This window comes from Leptospira weilii serovar Ranarum str. ICFT (assembly GCF_000332415.1).
In the GTDB taxonomy this organism is placed as follows: domain Bacteria; phylum Spirochaetota; class Leptospiria; order Leptospirales; family Leptospiraceae; genus Leptospira; species Leptospira weilii_A.
The window spans coordinates 81,433-99,684 of sequence record NZ_AOHC02000052.1; the positions used below are offsets into that span (position 1 = coordinate 81,433).

The window sequence follows — 18,252 nt, forward strand, 5'->3', positions numbered from 1 at the left end:
ATCGAACTCACATTAACTAAAAAATCAATCCGAGTGAAAAGTTCGTATTTGCGTAAGATCTTTTCATACTTTATCGAATCGATTTTTAAATTTAGCCGCCAACAAAGAGATAAAAGTAATCGGCGACTGAAAAAACGATCGAACCAACGAATTACAAGCGGCAATCCATTTCCTCTCCCGAAGATATACAAGCCCTCTGTCGAATTTAAGTCTCACCTTGAATCGTCTCCAAAGACTTTCTTTATTCGATTCGAAATCCTGAATTTCAAATACGTGATGTCGAATCAAATTCTCAAGATGATTCAAATGTCTTTCTAAAGAAGCCGACTGATTGGAACCATGAATCGTATATTCTCCTAAAACTTCCGGGATGAACAAAAATCTTGCTTTTGCCTTTGCCAACCTTAACCAAAGGTCATAGTCTTCAACGGTAATGAATTCCGGGGTTTCGCTGAATAACAAACTTTTATCCGTTAAAAACATTCTCCTAACCGTCGTAGCCGAGGTAGAAAGTCGGTTTCCATAAAAGAGCATCTTTCTATAAAAATCGTTTTCATAGGGGCCATAATTTAAAAGCATCCGCTCTTTCGTCTCGAACTGAACCATGTTTTCATTGTTACAAACGACGTCGATTTGGTTCTCTAATTTTTGTATTTCCGAAACAATTCTTCCCAATTTGTGAAGCGACCACAAATCATCCGAATCTAAAAAAGAAACCCATTCTCCCTTTGCTTCTTGAATTCCCTTATTTCGGGACGCGGCGATCACTCCATTATTGTGTATTTTTGTTAAGCGAATTCGAGAATCCAGAAAGGAAGCCACGACTTCGTCCGTATTATCAATAGAATGATTGTCGATTACGATCGCTTCCCAATTCTGATACGTTTGATTGACGACCGAAGATAGAGACAGTTTTAAGAAATGTGCGTGATTGTAAGTAGGAATAACGATTGAAACGAGGGGATTCATAAGAAATAAGTTTTAATTCTTGAAATGTAAATTACAAAAAACTAATAGTTCATCGACCTCCGAAGTAAATGTATCGGAATATCGAAATCCTGACGAAAGAAGTTTTGTAATATCAAAATCCAAATCGAGCGAAGCCTCATTTTCCCCCGGAGATACCCTTTCCAGTTCCGGTAAAAAACCGAGAACCGATTTACAACGTTTTCGAACGAAGTTAGCCATCTCCCAAACAGTCAATGATCTTTTCCCACCGACGTTATACGTATTATTTTCACTATGTGGTGTTATATGGAGAAGATGATAAGTTACGCGACATACCTCTTGAATGGAAATAAAATCCCTTTTTTGCAACCCAGATGTTTTCAGTACCATTTTTTGAGTCATAACTGCTTGTTTACAAAGATCGTTTACGAGCAACATCCAGCAATTGACATTCGGATCAACCGGCGCTCCAAAGGCGTTTGACAAACGAAGGTTAATTCCGAAAATTTCACCCGATGTAGTACGATCGTTAACTTCCTTTTCACCCGCCGCATTACTAAGAGCGTAAGGATGTTGATTTGTTAATGGAGAATTTTCCGTAATGTTCCCTTCCAAAGGGCTTCCATAAACATGAGCAGTTGAAAAATATAAGAATTTTGAAATATGATTTTTGATCGCAGCATCCAGTAAACGCCCTGTAGCTTTTCCGTTAAACTCGAGCGCCCCTTGCGGATCTTTTACTACATCTTGTGCATTCATTCCTGCACAGTGTACAATTGTATCTACTTCCTCACAGATAGTTTCCAATGAAGATTGAGAATTCCAATCCATTGGAATGACTTTTCCATACCGGATATAACCTGGTAAGGGAAAATTTTTTGTAGTTCCTAAATGAATTTCAGATTCTCCTAATTCTCCCAAATACTTAGAAATTCTTCCGCCTAAGAGGCCAGACGAACCTGTTATTAAAATTTTCTTCTTGGTCATGAACCCCAAATGAATGGAATAGATAAATCGTCTTCCGACAAACGATCGGACTCCGTCGGATCGTGAGGGATATCCGTAAAATTTGCGACAAAAGCTTTTTCATCGGATATGCAAGTAAATCCGTACCAAATTCGAGGAGGTATTTTAATTCTTTGATAGTGTCCGGGTCTCCCCAAAATGAATTCACGAATTTGTCCTTTTGTTTTGGACCCTTCCCTATTATCATATAGAACCAACTGAATCCTTCCGATCGGTACCGCAAAGTTTTGCGTTTGTCTTTTGTGAAACTTCCAAGCTTTCACTGCTCCTGGATTGACTTCGGAAAAATAACACTCTCCAAAACTTGAATATTCTGGATCATCGCAACGCATCATATGCAATACGGAACCTTTCGGGTCGAAGATCTCTTTCAAAGGGATCACAACAACTCCTTCCAACATTTCTTGGCTCATATTCATATTACTTTATCCAAACATAATTCTTCTTCGATGCCAATTCACAATAAAGATGAATTTGAGAAAGTGTAAAGGTGTAGATCTCTTCTTTTTTTTCCAACCAATTGCGATACCAACTTACGGTAAAATCAACAGTTTCGGAAAATCCGAGAACCGCCTGCCATTTTAAATGAAACAATACCTTGTCACAGGAAAGCTTGAGAAGATTCGCTTCTTTCCCTCCGCCTTCATAACCTTGTGGAACATACCACTTGACTCCGGGCCATCTTTCTACCATCGCATTCAATAATTCTGATACAGTTTGATTGACGCTCGCTTCCGGTCCGAAGTTAAACGCTTCTCCATTCAATCCGTCTTGTCCAAGATACAGTTTTGCACCTAACAGCAAATAACCGCTCAGAGGTTCTAAAACATGCTGCCAAGGTCGTGTCGCCAAGGGACTTCGAATGGATACGGATTCCCCTTTTGACCAAGCTTTTATACTATCCGGAACAATTCGGTCATTCGCCCAATCTCCACCGCCGATCACGTTCCCTGCTCTGGTGATACCTATCCTCGTTTTAGAATCTTTTAAAAAGGAATGGTAAAACGATTGAGCAACCAAGTCAGCACAACTTTTGGATCCGCTATATGGATCATGACCGCCTAACGCGTCCGTTTCTCTAAATCCCCAGCACCATTCGTCGTTTCTATAGGCTTTATCGCTAGTAATCAAAACCGCGACCTCAATCCAATCTCTTGTTCGGATCAAATCCAAAAGGTTCACCATTCCCATTACGTTAGTTTCAAAAGTAGACGCAGGATCCTGATACGATTTACGAACGAGAGCCTGAGCGGCCATATGAAATATGATTTGCGGCTTGAACTCATCGATCGCATTGGAAAGTGATTTTCGATCTCGAATGTCCCCTCTAAAATCCTTAATTTTTTGATCTAATCCCAACAGATCAAAATGATTGGGTGAAGTCGGCGAGTCGAGAGAGAATCCCGCCACTTCTGCTCCTAAGGAATGCAACCAGACCGCAAGCCAAGATCCTTTAAAACCGGTATGTCCGGTAATCAAAACTTTTTTATTCTGATAAATATTTTGAAACATGCTTACGTTAATTTCCAAGGAGCTTTATTGTGGATCCACAATTCTTCCAACGTCTGTTTATCTCGGAGCGTATCCATACACTGCCAATAACCGGCATGATGAAACGCCATCAGTTGACCCGCTTTCGCAAGAGACTCCAAAGGCGCTCTTTCCAACATCGTCGATTCATCTTGAATATAATTTAAGATCTCCGGTTCAAAAACAAAAAAGCCTCCGTTGATCCAACCTTCTTCTGCTTGCGGTTTCTCTTGGAATTGAGTTACCTGATTTCCAGATATCGAAAGTTCTCCAAAACGAACCGGAGGACGAACTGCAGTAACTGTAGCAAGTTTTCCGTGAGATTTGTGAAAGCTCACAAGTTTTTGAATGTCTACATTGGAAACGCCGTCTCCATACGTAACCATGAAAGTTTCTTTTGATAATTGATCCTTTAAACGCAACAATCTTCCGCCAGTCATTGTTAGAGCGCCGGTATCGATCAACTGCACGTTCCAATCTTCCGCAGTAGGATTCGAATAATCCACCGTTCCCGATTTTAAACTTACGGTAAGATCGCTCATTCTCGCATGATAATTGAGAAAATAGTCTTTGATAACTTCTCCTTTATAACCCAATGCCAAAATGAACTCTCCAAATCCGTAATATTCATAAATCTTCATAATATGCCAGAGGATTGGTTTTCCGGCAATTTCCACCATCGGTTTGGGCTTTACCGTAGTCTCTTCGCTCAAACGAGTTCCCAGACCACCGCAAAGTATCACTGTTTTCATTACAACTCGCCTTGCTGTTTTATCATAGAATCAATAAGTGCATTCCATCTAGGAATGTCCTCTTCCAAATTAAAAAAGGAATCTAAATCGTCGGCACTCAATTTTTTTACGGACTCAAAAACTTCTATTAGTTCAGAAGCATTCGATACAAAAAAAACATTTCGTCTTCCGCGCAACGGACTCATATTCAAGGTTTCTCCGTCCAAAAAAGATATCACCGGGAGTCCTGCGCTATAAGCGTCTACAGCGGCAAATGTAATATTACTAGTATATACGAAATCATACTGATCTAATACAGAAACCAGAGGAGAATCAATTATATTAAATTCAACATCCTCATAATCTCTTTTAGATACAGGGCAGACCGGATGTGGTTTGACGGTAAAAGTACAGTTCGAGTTCATTTTAGAATATGCTTCAGAAAATACTTGCATCCGCCTGAAAGTAGCTAAGGGAAGATAATCTCCCAAAATTAACATTCGATATCCTTGGGAATCCTTGATCTCTTTACTTTTTTTTTATGAGAAATCTGATTTAAAAACATATATCTCAGAGCTTCCACGTCAACGATTCGATCCGAAGGAAAATCGGATTCGAGCAGAGCCGATTTCGCTCCAGGTCCGTTGATCGCAACCTGATCCGGAAATGGTAGGAAACAATTTGAATCTTTGTGGTAGGAACGAGGATCGTAAAAGTATCTCAAATCCCAATATCGAATCGTGGCATGTGGCACGCCAAAAACATTTAAATTTCGCGTCTTCATCGCGTGAACCAACGCGATTTCCCAGGATTGATTTTCCTGAAGATAGAATACAGTTTTTGATTCGGATAAGTCCTTTGAAACTTGATAAAAAAGATTGATATAAAGACAATTCAGCATAGCTGCACGACCCCGTAAAGAATCGATCAAATCGTTTTCATAAAGATATCGTAGATCAGCATTTTGATATTTCAAAAATTCCCGTATCTTACGTATCCGAAAAGAAACAACATTCATTTTTAAGAAATCAAAGATACTTTGTATTATGACTTTGAGCGAAAGATATTCTTCGATCAAAGAATGAAATTGGTTTGTTTCCGTATCATTGAAAGACTCAATTAGATTCTTTGCATCAGAGATCGTTGGTAACACTTCGTAATCTACGTAAAAGTGAAACCAACGAGTCAAAATGTTTTCTTTTTTTAACAAAACGACGAGTTTTCCCCAATAATCCGAAGAGAAAATACTCTGTTTCGCCAGGTCTCTGTCAAAATTAAAAAATAACTAAAAAAAACTAACTTCGAAGAATTCGTATTCTTTTTTTTGGAAAAAAAAGTCCACCTACCTATTGCAAAATGAAAAAGGAAAATAAATGATTGAAAGAATAAAGGTAAAAAACGACGAATTTTATGAACTATTGAAACGTTAACTTCTTTTTTGTCGATTTTGTATTTTATCTTTCGAGTCTTACAATACTGTTTTATAGATTTTGCAAGAACTCGGCTTTCCGTAAAAAATCGTATGGAGTCGATCTTTAACGGATTTAAAAAATCTAAAAGGGCAAAAAATTTGATCCGATTTGGAATCTCCGACGATTTTCCGTAGTTATTTTCAACAAGTAAAGACATCCACCAAAAACTAAGTCCTGGTCTGATTTCCAACCAATCTACAACCCTACGATTTTGAATCTTAGCCTCACCAATTTCATATGCAAGAGAAAGATATTCCTTTCTATACAAATCGGATTTCGATTCGACTAATCTCGGTATAGAATGAATATTTAGTTTCTGATCTTCATAAAAACTATTCCAGAGTAGAATAATTCCATCGAAGTTTGGAATCGGATCGTTGACATCCCATATCAAAATAGAGACTTTAGAATTTTTTAAATCTGGCATAATAGAATATGAATACCTAAAGTTGATTTAAATATTCATCTTCCGGAACTTCATTACGAAGAGATTCGCCTTTAAAAAATCGAATGATTTCTTCGGCGGCCCCTCTTTCCATTAAAAGTCTACAATCATAAGAACAAGAACCCATATGCTGAGTCAATAATACGTTCTCCAATTCACGTAAGTTACCCTTATAAGGTTCTTCCTCGAATACGTCGATCGCTGCCCCACCGATTGTTTCATTTTTTAACGCTTCGTAGAGAGCGGTTTCATTGACAATTCCGCCTCTTGCAGTATTGATCAAAAAAGAATCTTTTTTAAAAATTCTTAATTCTTTGGAATCGATTAGGTTTTTCGTGTATTTCGTAAGAGGAACGTGAAGAGATACGACGTCAGAGTTAGCATAAATCTCTTCTTTTTCCACAAAGGAAAATGGAATCCCGAGCTGATTTAGAATACGTTCAGCTTCTGAGGATTTGTCTGCGAGATCATTGATTAGAATTTTCTTGGGACGAAAGCTGGAAAGAATTTTTAAAACATTCATTCCGACTCTTCCCAGCCCGATCAAACCGATCACACTTTCACCCAATCTTTTTCCAGTAAACCTTGACCAATTTCCTTTTCTCAATTCACGATCGGCATTGGGAATATAGCGAGTAATCGAAACCATTAAACCGATTGTCAATTCTACAACCGCTTTGGTTACCGCGTCAGGCGTATAAGAAACTCGGATCTTTCTTTCTTTACAAAGAGAAAGCGGTACGGAATCCAACCCAATCCCAACTCTTGAAATAAATTTCAAACCCGGATTCGCCTCAATCAAAGGAGTTAAGTCTTCGGTTCCTGCAATAATCCCATCCGCATCTTTTGCAATTTCAGCGACTTCCGTAGATTTCAATTTCCTTTTCAAAGGATTGGTAGTGATCTCCCAGCCGGTTTGATTCAACAAATCCAACGGTTCCGGATCGTGGTTTCCGAAAGGATACGTGGAAATAAAAATTTTCTTTTTCATCTAAATTATCTGATATATTCTTTGGAAAAATATTCTGAGATTAAGTTCCTGTTTTTCGAATTCAATTCCATCTCATAAACTTCCAACTTTCCCATACCTCTACTCAAGATACAGGTTAAATTGGCATTCACATTCTTTTTATCCTTTTGAAGAAGGTTACAATACTCATCGATTGAAAAATTCGAAAACTGAAAGTCTGGAAAATTTGCTTTTAATAAAGTTCTCATCGATCGATAGTCTGCCTCTGTAGCCAAACCAAATCGATAGGAAAGAAAATTTGCAAGGTCCATCCCGATGGTAACCGCCTGTCCGTGATTGATCCCGTAGTTGGTCAACGCCTCGATGGCGTGGCCAAAAGTATGCCCATAATTAAACTTACGCCTTTCTCCTCGATCAAATTCGTCGATTTCAATCACTTTCTTTTTAATAGTAAGGCTTTCGTAGATAAAACGAACCAAGTTGTTACGATTCGAAAAAATCTCCTGTCTTTTGGAATGTAAATCTTCAGTTAAATTAGAGGCGCTATGCAAGTAGTAATGATACATTTCGCCGATTCCGGATTTGATATCGTCTTCGGTTAGAGAGTTCAGAAAAACGGGATCTATATAAATCATATCGGGAGGATTAAACGTTCCGATCAAATTTTTAACATTTTGAAAATTGATCGAAGATTTTCCTCCGATACAACTATCGGCTTGTGCCAGTAAGGTGGTTGGTATAAAAATCCAAGGAACTCCTCTAAACAAAATGGATGCAGTAAAACAAACGATGTCTTGGGTGATACCACCGCCGATCGCTACAATTTTACTATTTCTTTTTACTCCGTTCGCAATCAAACTCTCGATCAACTTTTGTGAAGATTCGATATTTTTATTTTGTTCTTCCGCCTCGATGAAGAACATTTTTTTGCCAATGACGGTAGAATCGATTCGATCCTTCAGATATAGGGAATATATTTTGCTGTCTACGACAAAGAAAGCCCCCTCTTCGAAAAGACCGCGTAAAACATCGTAAATGTCGTTTGTAAATAGGACTTCGTAATTCTTATGAGATGATTTGATTCGGATTGTTTCAGACATTTACAAACCCTCCATCAACTATGATGTTCTGACCGGTCAGATACGTATTCAAGTCGCTACTTAAAAATAAAACTACTTTTGCGATTTCTTCTGGTTTCGCCAATCTTCCGATGGGAATCTGAGCTTCTAACTGCCTTATTTCAGATTCACTGAGATTTTTTTTTGTCAAGTCCGTCATCACAAAACCGGGAGAAACTGTATTGATAAGTATATTAAATTTTGCTAATTCATTTGAAGTCGACACGGTAAGACCACGAATTGCGTATTTTGTCATCGTATAAATACTTCGTTTTTCCCTGCTTATCGAACCGAAAATGGAAGCGATATTTACAATCCTTCCATATGCATTCTTTTTCATTATTTTCGAGACAGCCCTTGTTATAAAAAATGGAGCGTTGACGTTTACATTCTGCATGTCGTCCCAGTCTTTATCCAAAGTATTTTCGATAAAGTTAATGCGATTGATTCCCGCGTTGTTGACGCAAACATCGAGTCTTTCCAAACCTTCCAAATATTTGATAAAATCGTTCAGATTTTCCCTATTCCGAAAGTCCACGGATCGATAAGTTGAATTCGGATGTCTAAAATTTTCCCCCCGCTCAGCAGAAGTCCCCGTAACGATCACGTTTCCGCCTAACGCGAGAAATTCGGTCGCAATTTGCCTTCCGATTCCCCTTGTTCCTCCCGTTACAAGAATTGTCTTATTTTTAAATAGAATTTGCATTGGTTTATGATAGAACGAATAAAACTACTTTTGGTCAGGGTTGGGAATGGAATAATTTTTTCTCCATTCCGGATCGGCATAATAAATCCGATATACCAATCTCATAGTTTGATATGCTTCTTGGTAAGAACCGCTTTTAATTTCTTTGTTTTGTAAAACCGCATCTGCAAAGTATGAAATTTCTTCATCCCAGGATAAATCCTTATTGTAACGAGTTGTTTGCTCAATAGGGTCTCCGTTGTCGTTATCGGGATCCGCGGTTACGATCGTCATAGTTTCCGCTCCGTAACTTTTCGAGCCGGAAAGTATACCGCCCAAGATGATACTCCCCCGTTCCAGATTGATATCCAGATTAAAGCGGTGTCTCCACTGTGTAGCGGAGGAATTTAACATTCCCACGATCCCATCGGACGTTCTCATGATAGCGTAAGCATTATCCTCTACGTCATATCTCCAAAAGCTATTCGAAATAAAACTATGAACGTCTATAAAATCACCCGCAAATAATCTCATCAAATCGACAATATGAATTCCTTGGTCTAATAATACTCCACCGCCAGCAATTTCTCTCTTCGTTCTCCAATCCGGTTGGTTGAACGTGATCAATTTCGATTTGCCGTAAACTCCTCTTAAATTGATGATTCTTCCTAATTTTCCGGAAGCAATCATCTGTAAGGCTTCTTTAACGGATTCATGATACCTGTGATTGAAACCATACATTAGCTTGAGTGTGGGATTTTTTTCAGCGACAAGAATCACCCTTTCAATGTCGTTCATGTTTCTTCCCGGCGGTTTTTCACAAAACACATTCAAACCTCGGTTCAAACCAGCTATCGTAGCGTCAGGTGCAATGTCATTCGTCAGACAAACAAGAAGAACATCCAATTCCTCTTGGAGAAGTCGATTGTAATCGGAATAATAACGAACTTGGTCTGGAAACTGACCTTCTTCCTTAAAATTTTTATCGCATACAGCCACAACTTTCATATGTGGATGACGATCGATACAATCTCTCCGTCTTTTGCCTACGACACCGTAGCCTGCAATCCCTACCCTCAGTTCTTTCATATGATTTAAGTTTTTTAAAACAATTAGTAAAGATTATAATATTTGTCTTTCTGAATATGATTTTCGACTAGACCAATATCGGAAGGACTATCGACCGAATAGGATTGAACGTAAGGATAAGGCGCTATGTACTGCGTAAAGTTCATATCCAGAATTCTATTGCTATCGCACGCTTCCAACTGTTCCAGTCTGGTTTCAGGATGTTTCGTAAATTCTTGTAGATATTTCCACCGGAATGCAAAAATTCCGTAAATTCTACGAGCTCCTAATTCGGGCGAAAAATTACCCTTACAATAAGGTAAAGGCATTCTGGATGTATATAAAACCTCTCCTTTGGCATTGTGGATAATTTTAACAGTATCGGGATTTCTCCAAATTTCTTCTTCCGTTATGTGCATTGCGAGTACGGTAGCCGGTATAGACTTATCATTTTTCAAAGGAGCAATGACCGCATCCATCATGTCTGGCGCAAGCATTGGTTCGTCGCCTTGGACACAAACGACGACATCCTCATCTTCTAACTTTTGTGTAAACATCGTCCCCGCTTCCGCGACACGATCCAACGCTCTTGTGTGATGGGAACCCGTCATAAAGACGGGAAAGTTTTTACTCTTTGCAAAGTTGAAGATTTCCTGGTCACAAGTCGCGATCACGAGTTCATCCCAATGTGAATACAACTTTGCACGATGATATACGTGCTCCAGCATAGGTCTCCCTAAAATAGGAAACATGGGCTTTCCCGGAAAGCGAGACGCGGCCATTCTTGCAGGTATAATTCCAATGGTTCTCATTCTATGCTCCTAAAATCTCTAAATATTCTAATTTACTAATAATATGAATAGCCAGGCTCTTCATTTGTAATTTCCGAATATTCCTATAAATTATTTTTATCCCACTCTTCGATATACGCACTGCTTTCAAATTTTCACGATATGATATCGAAAGAATGAATTTAATTTATATTCCTTTGTTTATTAGAACATTATTCGCTATATCCAACTTAGCAATCATCCTGAAATAGAATCGTTATTTTGAAACGAGATGGAATAATTCCACTCAGGATGAAATCTATGTGTTTTTATATTTAAAGAATTCATAATATCATCGGAAATTTTAATACCTGTTTTGTATTTTCTTTTATCCATCTTCGCAAAGACTTTTAAACCTTTCTTAGTTTTAGTTGAACCGATAAGGCCTACGACGATCTTATAACTGAAAAGGGGTCTTTCTCGTCAATTCTTTGCAATATATGAAAAGCGCCTATGTTCAATTTTATTCCATCTGCTTGTTCCGGACGGAAAATGACAAACCGTGATTTTTTTGATTTCATTTGTCAATTTTTGAAGAGAAACTTTCCAAAGTTTGATTCTGTAACCGCTGCTAAAATACAAAGTTTGTAAATCGTTCCAGTGAAAAGGAATCCAGCTTAGTAAAACTTTCCTTTTTAATTCTTTTAGCTATATGTTGAAAATGATCATAATCATAACCCGCGGAAAAACGATGTATTTCTTTCATTACATCTAGCTCATCATAACATAAGGCCCAAATTTCTTTCGTAATATTCTCAGAAAATGGCAAATGCGTTACACCATCATTGGATGTCACGACTAAAACTGGAATACCTGAAGCCATACTTTCCAGGCAAGTGCTAGAAGTGGAGCTTATTAATAGATGTTTCCCTTGCAAACATTCCCCAACGTTACCTTCCAAAATCGGAAATTCTAAAAAATTATTTTTTTTTAAAAAATTTTCGATGTTATTCATGGAGTAAACAGGATGAAATTTTAAATAAAATTTAAAACCAGTAGTCAATGATATCTGAATATTCTTAACTATTCTAAGAATTTTTAAAATTTGATTCAATTCAATCGGTAGCGTCACTAAAATCTCGAACCTTCCTGAATTTGTAACTTCTTTCAAATGTTTCTCACCATTCTCGCAAAACAAATGAGTGTATCTAAAGGCTGGCATAGTATCCAATTTTAAATTTTTACAATATTCAGAATAATCCGATATAAAGCTTTGACCAACAAGGAATATATAGCCAGGAACCATTTTTTTCTCGAATTCCTTTTCCGTCGGAAACAAATGAAATTGGCTTGCAATCGGGACGCTACCCAAGCATCCGTAATATGGAGAATCTTCATAAAATTTCTTGAGGCCCAAAGCAAAACCTCTATCAATTTGCTGATTTTCAAACCAATCGATGAATTTTTCAATACCTACTTTCTTTTGCTTCAGTCGATAAATAAATCTATAATTTAGCATCGAATTCAATATTGAACTTAAAACGGAAGTTCTTATCAATTCATAACGAAAACTTTTCGTAATATTGATATTTTGAAATACAAGATTTTGCTTATACAGATGCTTCAACAAAGTTAGAGGCAGAATAACGACAATCCATAAGTCAAATAATTTCAGAAATTGAAATCGATGTATAAACTTAACATTTGAATTTCTAAGCTTGAGAAGGCTTACCCTATATTTTTTCACTAAGATTGTGAATAAATAAAATACTTTTGGTTTATTTTGAATCGAATCTTGAAGGCCAGGGTAATATAAATCCGTAAACTCGCCTTCCAAAAAAGACGATTCGACCAGAAAAGAATCGAGTAAAATGAGATCATTAGGAATTTCATGTTTGGTAACATAAAAACGCACCAATATAAATTCCTTAATCATTCGGTAAATACTTAGTGTATATAACGCCGGTATTGAAACGATTTCCTTTATTACTTGTTTGATCGGAAAAATTACCCTAATATCCTTCAATTCTGGATCGCCTTTAAGCACTTTTGCGATCGTTAAATTTTTTATTATGACCGTTCGTACGCCTTCGCCTTCCTCTTCCTCTCGTTTAATTTTTCTTAAAAACTTAATATAGCAAATAGATTCATAAATTTTATTTAGATAAACGTCTCTAGTCGCCGCCCCGGAAAGTAGATAGTTTAGATCGTTAGAGTATTGTAAAATTTCAGAATCGTAAAACTCATTAAAATCATTTATACCGTCTTCCCAAATTTGATTTAAAATTTTAGAATGTTCTTTTGATAAATTATTGAAATTTATTTCCATTTGATAAGAGTCGCTCTACAAGGAGCAGCATACAACATTAAAGTATATTTTCGTAATAGCTTTCGTTCAAAATACGGAAGAATATGTATTTACAAACTAAAGATAGACAAGTCTTTTCCTTCAACCGAAAACTACATGTAAATTCCGTGATACACTTTTAATTCTTTTTTATCCGTTGTTTACCAGTTTTCGTCTTTTTTCCAAAATCCACGTAAAAGATCCCCATAGAGTTTTTCATCAATACTTTCCTGCAAATATGCAAGTAACTTATCCGGAATAATGACGTTACTTTCTTTAAATATAGTATCTACATCCAGGCCATTGGTCTGTAAGTGAATTTTTTTAAAGCCATTTCTTTCATGAAGGGCTTTATAAGCTTCCGTTGAATAAAGAACTATATGCTGTTCCCCCATAAGAATTCTTTTAGGATCCAGTCCCGTTTTCCTGAATATATCAATTAATAAAGATTGACCGTGCGGTACTTCCGAAACAAACAGACCTCCGGGAACAAGCAAATCAAAAACTCGTTTCAAGAACACATCAGGGTTTAATACGTGCTCGACTACCCCCCAAGCCATAATTACATCAAATTTTTCCGTGGTTTCATAGTCGTTCAAAGGACCATGAAAAACATTTTTATATCCTCTCGTTTGTAGCCAAGAGACCGCAACTTTATTCATTTCGATCGTATGGGATTCCCAACCTTCTTCTCTAAAAACATCAATTACTTCTCCGATACCGGCGCCTATATCAAGAACTTTCCCCTTACGATCGTTAGACCGATGGTTCATTATTTGCAAATATTTACTACGGCCAATCCATTGTTTTCTTTTTTCAAAAATAGGCAACATAGAACGAGTATACATTTCACTGTAATATTCATCGCTATATAGCTCTTCAATACAAACGTCCAATAATCTTGGACTCACGTATAATGTCTTACATTCGATACATGTAATATGATGAAAACCGTTTAGATTAAAAGAATGATCGATTTTCTTCGAGTTACAAAATGGACAAGGAACTTCCATAGTATATTTTGGATTTAAAGTTTGAGAATTTATATAGTATTTTCCTAACATCGCTTCCCATTTATTTTTTAAACCTTCAAAATCCGGCTTAATCTCAGCTGCTCTTAAAATTTTTGCCATATGCTTTCTTCCTACATTTTTATTTTTAACAATCTATTAGTATTTCAATTTATAGCCATATCTCAATTTACTAAAGCAGGAGTACGATACAAATTCGCAAGTTCCTCATTCGCGATACCCAAACGATTGCTTTCATTCGATTCATCCGCTCTAGCCCAACCTCTTCTTTCATCCGCCAAGTAGAATGCGTTTAATAATTGAATGGTAGACTTTGCATCTTCATAACTCACGGAAAAAAGTATATTCTTCTGATAGAAGTCGACGATCTCTTGATATAGTTTTCCATGTCCCTTTCCATAGACATTCCCGGAAAAATCTTCAGAATTTTGTGTACAAGCGGAAGGATCTGGTGTATAAATTTGAAGTTCGTTTACAGCTATACCGCCTATTTGTGCCAAACCGTTTTCACAGACGATTGACAAACTCGCTTCAAAATCGATCGGCCTTGCCGCTGTTGTCACTTCGACAGAACCTAAAGCGCCATTGTTAAAAAGCACCGAAGCTACCACAGTATCTTCTACTTCGATGTTTGCGCCCATCGTTTTCATTTTTGAACATACTTCGTTCACGTTTCCACCGAAATAACGCATCAAATCGATATGATGAATTCCTTGATTGGTCAAACAGCCTCCATCCATAGCAAAAGTTCCTCTCCAAGCGGCGAGGTCATAATAATGCTGAGGGCGGCACCAACGAACACGAACTGATATAATTCTGATTTTTCCCAATTCCCCTGATAACAATCCTTTCTTTACCCTCTGGACCGCAAGATTATGTCGATTTTGAAAAACCGGGAATATGCTCAGTCCCTTCCGCTTAGCAGCTTCGAAAACCTGATCGAGCTGAGAGGGCTTCATAAAAGTCGGCTTTTCCACGATCAGATTCTTATTATATTTTTCTAATATTTCCAAAGCATGCTCGTAGTGCATTCCGGAAGGAGTAATTACGGCTACAGTGTTTATCTCCGGATTTTCGATTAACATTTTGTGATAATTTGTATAAGCTTTCGCCCCATATTGATCTCTATATGCGTTAGATTTCTTTTCGTCCAAATCACAAACAGCAACCAATTCCGCACCTTCGGTCTCGATGATAGATTTACAATGATGTCCCGATACCCGACCGCATCCGATGATAGCCACCTTTGCATTCTTTTGATTTAAAATATTTTTTTTATCCATTCTTCATTTCCATACGAATTAGTTCTATGATTGGTTTAAAATTTTCTTTTGTAGTGATTGAAAAACGACTATATCCCCGAAGACAGTCTTCTTTAAAGTCTTCCCTATAAAGGACGCGATCCTTGAGAACCTTATGAATTTTTTCTGCGTGTTCACCGAAACTTACGTGCTGAAAATTCCCATTTGTTTTTAGCACTTTAAATCCGAAAGAAGTCATTTCGTCAGAGAAGTATTTTTTGCCTTCGTTTAATCTTTTTACGGAAGCATACATCGCGTCAGAATGATCTATCATTTTCTCCATAAAAGCAATGCTAATCGTGCTAACTTCATACATCGGTCTCAGCTTATGATAAAATTTTATAATTTCAGGATCACCTATCGCATAACCAATCCTGAGTCCGGCAAGTCCCCAAGCTTTCGCAAACGTTCTCGCGATTATCAGATTCTTAAATTCTTTAGTCAGTTCAACGCAAGTATCCTCGTAAAAAGGATGGTATGCCTCATCCACAAGAATGATTGTATTTAGCTTTTCGCAGAGTTGGATAATTTCCTGTAATTCTTTTACGGATAATACCGTACCGGTTGGACTATCCGGATTTGGAATAGAGAACAACTTCGGCTTTACTTGAGCGATGTGTTCTAAAATTTTTTCTAAAGTAAGAACAGGTCCATTCTCACCTTTTTCATAGAGAAGTGGAAACGTCTTAGCGCCGAACATTTTGGAATATACCGGATACATTGCAAAGGTAGGCAAAGTATGAACGACTAGATCTCCTTCGTTGATAAAAGCCTCGAAAGTCAAACGAATAGCACCGTCACTTCCAGGAGTAAGGATGATCGATTCAGGAGAAGTATTTGTCCAGTTTGCAATCTTACGATACAACTCTCCGCACTCCGGATATGTTGACAATGTTATAGGATTCAGTTCGGATAACAATGAGGAAGTCACCTTAGAGAGTTCCGGATCTAAATTTTCGTTCTTATCAAGCCAGAGTTTTTGATTAGATCGAGGAATTGACAATTGCCAATCGGGTCTTTCTAAACTTGGATCTAATAATGGCTTTCTCAAATTAGCGTTCATATTCATCGCTTGTTTTAATAGAGTTCTTAAGATAAAGATGCCATTGCTTGCGCAATTTCAGCTGGAAGTAAAAATTCTCGTTTGAACTGAGTAATTTCTTTTTTTGATTTTTTAACCGCTAAAACGCCGAAACACAATTGGTTATAAGGAGTTCGAGCCGTTTTACTCGGAGCGCCATAATAGCCGTAAGCAAAAATATCACCCGCACCTAACTTTTCAAAATATTTAATCAATTCCTTTGAATTTAAGATCACATACGGCGCGATTTCACCTTCAGAAAGACCTTCATAATTGATGTATTGGTATGACTTTTTTATATCATTCACAGTTTCGGAATTTGTGATCCGAAAACTCGCGATAAAGATTCCGTCATCTTTTACCATAGACCAAGCTTTTTGTAAGAGTGTTTCGAAATTCAACTGCCAATCAATACAGCTCAGGGAGAAAACTATATCGAAACTATTTTCTCGAATCGAGGGATGATTTAGCAAAAGAAAATCCTCTTCTAAGATTAACGCATCGGGATAAATCTCTTTCGCAATCACTGCAGCTTGTGAATTGATTTCAATTCCGATATAATTGCTATGATCGAAACGTTCTTTTAGAGCCAAACCCAATCCTGCACAGCCACAACCGATATCCAATACTTTAGGATTTCCTTGTGGCCAAACTTTTTCTATAACTTCTTTTTCAGATTTATAAAATTGGTTCCATCTTATTCGATTTTCTCTAAAATATTTACTTATATCATCGTTATTATACTTAATGCTCTTCGCCATCGCTATAACCTATTTTAATTTTTTAGTTCTGCTAAAACTGTGACCGGAGCGCCGTCCGCTTTCTCAAAAAGAAAGGGAGAGACGATCAGTTTGTTAAGAGTTTTCCCGAGTTCGGATAGTTTCATATCTTCGATTAATAAAATCGGGTCACCTTCTATACTTACACCGCCCAGAGTTTCGGAAAGAAAAGCGCGATGAGATTCTTTTCCCATATTTCTATGAGCTCGGCTGCTTAGAGAAATGTAATCGAAACCAAAAAACTTCAATTTCCGATTCTTTCTTAGCCATAAACCAACGTTTGGTTCTATTGCAGGGTTTTGAAAACAATAATATTCCAGATTGGTTGTTCTGTATTTTTCGAAGCCGGTTTTCAAAATCAAAATATCCGCATTCTTCGGAATCTTTTCCAAAAAAGGAAACAATACTTCCAAACTTAGTATTTCTTCCGGAGCTGCAAAGTATTCGATTGTGTATGGAACTTCACAAATCCAAAAATCGGGAGGATATTCGTCCAAGGCTTTTCCATCGTCTCCGAAATGAAAAGGAGCATCGATATGTGTACCCATATGATTTGAAAAGAGGAGTTCCGTTTCGTTCGACGTATCTCCATTTTTAATGGAACGAGTTCGATTGATTTCTAACTTACCATTGTTTGCATAAGACGGTGTGTCCGATTTCAATAAATGATTTAAGTAGATATGACTCATTTTATTAAAGTTTAATCAAAGAAACACATAACAACATTTACAGAACATTAAGATATAACCATTCCTCTCAATACAATTTTAAGAAATACTTTAATTTATCTATGGACAGAAACAGAAGCTTAAACTTTTGCCTATTTAACAAACTTACGATTTTATAGATTAAAGTTTTAAAAAACGATCTCCGAGTAAACTAAATTTGACAGGTAATTAAATTTCACAAAACACCTAACTTTCCATCGTTCAGAATATTGCCTTTTAAAA

At 37.2% G+C, this 18,252-nt stretch carries 18 protein-coding genes and 1 pseudogene; all 19 read right to left on the minus strand.

Annotated elements, in window-relative coordinates; translation table 11 throughout:
• Positions 1-63 precede the first annotated feature (63 nt).
• Positions 64-969: a glycosyltransferase family 2 protein gene (locus LEP1GSC060_RS16880; RefSeq protein ID WP_003009310.1), complete on the minus strand. Its 906-nt coding sequence runs from the start codon at positions 967-969 to the stop codon at positions 64-66.
• 12 nt (positions 970-981) lie between these two features.
• Positions 982-1,935, minus strand: a complete 954-nt coding sequence (locus tag LEP1GSC060_RS16885; protein WP_003009407.1) for an NAD-dependent epimerase/dehydratase family protein — start codon at positions 1,933-1,935, stop codon at positions 982-984.
• Positions 1,932-2,387, minus strand: coding sequence for a dTDP-4-dehydrorhamnose 3,5-epimerase family protein (locus tag LEP1GSC060_RS16890; protein WP_036096998.1), 456 nt, complete (start codon positions 2,385-2,387; stop codon positions 1,932-1,934). The genes LEP1GSC060_RS16885 and LEP1GSC060_RS16890 overlap by 4 nt, the downstream gene beginning before the upstream one ends.
• A gap of 7 nt (positions 2,388-2,394) precedes the next feature.
• On the minus strand, positions 2,395-3,486 hold the full coding sequence (gene rfbG, locus LEP1GSC060_RS16895; protein ID WP_003009712.1) for a CDP-glucose 4,6-dehydratase: 1,092 nt from the start codon (positions 3,484-3,486) through the stop codon (positions 2,395-2,397).
• A 2-nt stretch (positions 3,487-3,488) separates the two neighbouring features.
• Positions 3,489-4,256 carry a glucose-1-phosphate cytidylyltransferase gene (gene rfbF, locus LEP1GSC060_RS16900; protein WP_003009633.1) on the minus strand — a complete coding sequence of 256 codons (768 nt, stop codon included), beginning with the start codon at positions 4,254-4,256 and terminating at the stop codon, positions 3,489-3,491.
• The gene (locus LEP1GSC060_RS16905) at positions 4,256-4,735 is read right to left on the minus strand and encodes a hypothetical protein (RefSeq protein WP_036096936.1); all 480 of its coding nucleotides are present in this window, start codon (positions 4,733-4,735) and stop codon (positions 4,256-4,258) included. The genes rfbF and LEP1GSC060_RS16905 overlap by 1 nt, the downstream gene beginning before the upstream one ends.
• Positions 4,729-5,445, minus strand: coding sequence for a hypothetical protein (locus LEP1GSC060_RS20675; RefSeq protein WP_003009386.1), 717 nt, complete (start codon positions 5,443-5,445; stop codon positions 4,729-4,731). The genes LEP1GSC060_RS16905 and LEP1GSC060_RS20675 overlap by 7 nt, the downstream gene beginning before the upstream one ends.
• 705 nt (positions 5,446-6,150) lie before the next feature.
• Positions 6,151-7,143: a phosphoglycerate dehydrogenase gene (locus LEP1GSC060_RS16920; RefSeq protein ID WP_003009756.1), complete on the minus strand. Its 993-nt coding sequence runs from the start codon at positions 7,141-7,143 to the stop codon at positions 6,151-6,153.
• Between the two features lie 5 nt (positions 7,144-7,148).
• Positions 7,149-8,222, minus strand: coding sequence for an AroB-related putative sugar phosphate phospholyase (cyclizing) (locus tag LEP1GSC060_RS16925; protein ID WP_003009344.1), 1,074 nt, complete (start codon positions 8,220-8,222; stop codon positions 7,149-7,151).
• Positions 8,215-8,946, minus strand: coding sequence for an SDR family NAD(P)-dependent oxidoreductase (locus LEP1GSC060_RS16930; protein ID WP_003009650.1), 732 nt, complete (start codon positions 8,944-8,946; stop codon positions 8,215-8,217). The genes LEP1GSC060_RS16925 and LEP1GSC060_RS16930 overlap by 8 nt, the downstream gene beginning before the upstream one ends.
• A 24-nt stretch (positions 8,947-8,970) precedes the next feature.
• Positions 8,971-10,014 carry a Gfo/Idh/MocA family protein gene (locus LEP1GSC060_RS16935; RefSeq protein WP_036096938.1) on the minus strand — a complete coding sequence of 348 codons (1,044 nt, stop codon included), beginning with the start codon at positions 10,012-10,014 and terminating at the stop codon, positions 8,971-8,973.
• 23 nt (positions 10,015-10,037) lie between these two features.
• Entirely contained in the window at positions 10,038-10,805 is a 768-nt protein-coding gene (locus LEP1GSC060_RS16940; protein WP_003009735.1) for a 3-deoxy-manno-octulosonate cytidylyltransferase, read from the minus strand.
• A gap of 216 nt (positions 10,806-11,021) precedes the next feature.
• Positions 11,022-11,405 (minus strand): annotated as a pseudogene (locus LEP1GSC060_RS21065) (ISAzo13-like element transposase-related protein).
• Entirely contained in the window at positions 11,395-13,092 is a 1,698-nt protein-coding gene (locus LEP1GSC060_RS16950; protein WP_003009949.1) for a hypothetical protein, read from the minus strand. Before LEP1GSC060_RS16950 ends, LEP1GSC060_RS21065 begins: the two are co-directional and overlap by 11 nt.
• 179 nt (positions 13,093-13,271) lie before the next feature.
• The gene (locus LEP1GSC060_RS20405) at positions 13,272-14,243 is read right to left on the minus strand and encodes a class I SAM-dependent methyltransferase (protein ID WP_003009621.1); all 972 of its coding nucleotides are present in this window, start codon (positions 14,241-14,243) and stop codon (positions 13,272-13,274) included.
• 62 nt (positions 14,244-14,305) lie between these two features.
• On the minus strand, positions 14,306-15,424 hold the full coding sequence (locus LEP1GSC060_RS16965) for a Gfo/Idh/MocA family protein (protein WP_003009883.1): 1,119 nt from the start codon (positions 15,422-15,424) through the stop codon (positions 14,306-14,308).
• A complete protein-coding gene (locus LEP1GSC060_RS16970) occupies positions 15,417-16,505 on the minus strand; it encodes a pyridoxal phosphate-dependent aminotransferase (RefSeq protein WP_003009450.1) in 1,089 nt (362 codons plus the stop codon). Before LEP1GSC060_RS16970 ends, LEP1GSC060_RS16965 begins: the two co-directional genes overlap by 8 nt.
• Positions 16,506-16,531: 26 nt before the next feature.
• Positions 16,532-17,284, minus strand: a complete 753-nt coding sequence (locus LEP1GSC060_RS16975; RefSeq protein WP_003009686.1) for a class I SAM-dependent methyltransferase — start codon at positions 17,282-17,284, stop codon at positions 16,532-16,534.
• A 14-nt stretch (positions 17,285-17,298) separates the two neighbouring features.
• Positions 17,299-17,991: a cyclase family protein gene (locus LEP1GSC060_RS16980; RefSeq protein WP_003009380.1), complete on the minus strand. Its 693-nt coding sequence runs from the start codon at positions 17,989-17,991 to the stop codon at positions 17,299-17,301.
• Positions 17,992-18,252: the final 261 nt, after the last annotated feature.

What these genes read in the sequence shown, in the direction of transcription:
- LEP1GSC060_RS16880 (WP_003009310.1), bottom strand. Translation starts at nt 969, where the DNA reads ATGAATCCCCTCGTTTCAATCGTTATTCCTACTTACAATCACGCACAT.
- LEP1GSC060_RS16885 (WP_003009407.1), bottom strand. Translation starts at nt 1,935, where the DNA reads ATGACCAAGAAGAAAATTTTAATAACAGGTTCGTCTGGCCTCTTAGGC.
- LEP1GSC060_RS16890 (WP_036096998.1), bottom strand. Translation starts at nt 2,387, where the DNA reads ATGAGCCAAGAAATGTTGGAAGGAGTTGTTGTGATCCCTTTGAAAGAG.
- rfbG (WP_003009712.1), bottom strand. Translation starts at nt 3,486, where the DNA reads ATGTTTCAAAATATTTATCAGAATAAAAAAGTTTTGATTACCGGACAT.
- rfbF (WP_003009633.1), bottom strand. Translation starts at nt 4,256, where the DNA reads ATGAAAACAGTGATACTTTGCGGTGGTCTGGGAACTCGTTTGAGCGAA.
- LEP1GSC060_RS16905 (WP_036096936.1), bottom strand. Translation starts at nt 4,735, where the DNA reads ATGTTAATTTTGGGAGATTATCTTCCCTTAGCTACTTTCAGGCGGATG.
- LEP1GSC060_RS16920 (WP_003009756.1), bottom strand. Translation starts at nt 7,143, where the DNA reads ATGAAAAAGAAAATTTTTATTTCCACGTATCCTTTCGGAAACCACGAT.
- LEP1GSC060_RS16925 (WP_003009344.1), bottom strand. Translation starts at nt 8,222, where the DNA reads ATGTCTGAAACAATCCGAATCAAATCATCTCATAAGAATTACGAAGTC.
- LEP1GSC060_RS16930 (WP_003009650.1), bottom strand. Translation starts at nt 8,946, where the DNA reads ATGCAAATTCTATTTAAAAATAAGACAATTCTTGTAACGGGAGGAACA.
- LEP1GSC060_RS16935 (WP_036096938.1), bottom strand. Translation starts at nt 10,014, where the DNA reads ATGAAAGAACTGAGGGTAGGGATTGCAGGCTACGGTGTCGTAGGCAAA.
- LEP1GSC060_RS16940 (WP_003009735.1), bottom strand. Translation starts at nt 10,805, where the DNA reads ATGAGAACCATTGGAATTATACCTGCAAGAATGGCCGCGTCTCGCTTT.
- LEP1GSC060_RS16950 (WP_003009949.1), bottom strand. Translation starts at nt 13,092, where the DNA reads ATGGAAATAAATTTCAATAATTTATCAAAAGAACATTCTAAAATTTTA.
- LEP1GSC060_RS20405 (WP_003009621.1), bottom strand. Translation starts at nt 14,243, where the DNA reads ATGGCAAAAATTTTAAGAGCAGCTGAGATTAAGCCGGATTTTGAAGGT.
- LEP1GSC060_RS16965 (WP_003009883.1), bottom strand. Translation starts at nt 15,424, where the DNA reads ATGGATAAAAAAAATATTTTAAATCAAAAGAATGCAAAGGTGGCTATC.
- LEP1GSC060_RS16970 (WP_003009450.1), bottom strand. Translation starts at nt 16,505, where the DNA reads ATGAACGCTAATTTGAGAAAGCCATTATTAGATCCAAGTTTAGAAAGA.
- LEP1GSC060_RS16975 (WP_003009686.1), bottom strand. Translation starts at nt 17,284, where the DNA reads ATGGCGAAGAGCATTAAGTATAATAACGATGATATAAGTAAATATTTT.
- LEP1GSC060_RS16980 (WP_003009380.1), bottom strand. Translation starts at nt 17,991, where the DNA reads ATGAGTCATATCTACTTAAATCATTTATTGAAATCGGACACACCGTCT.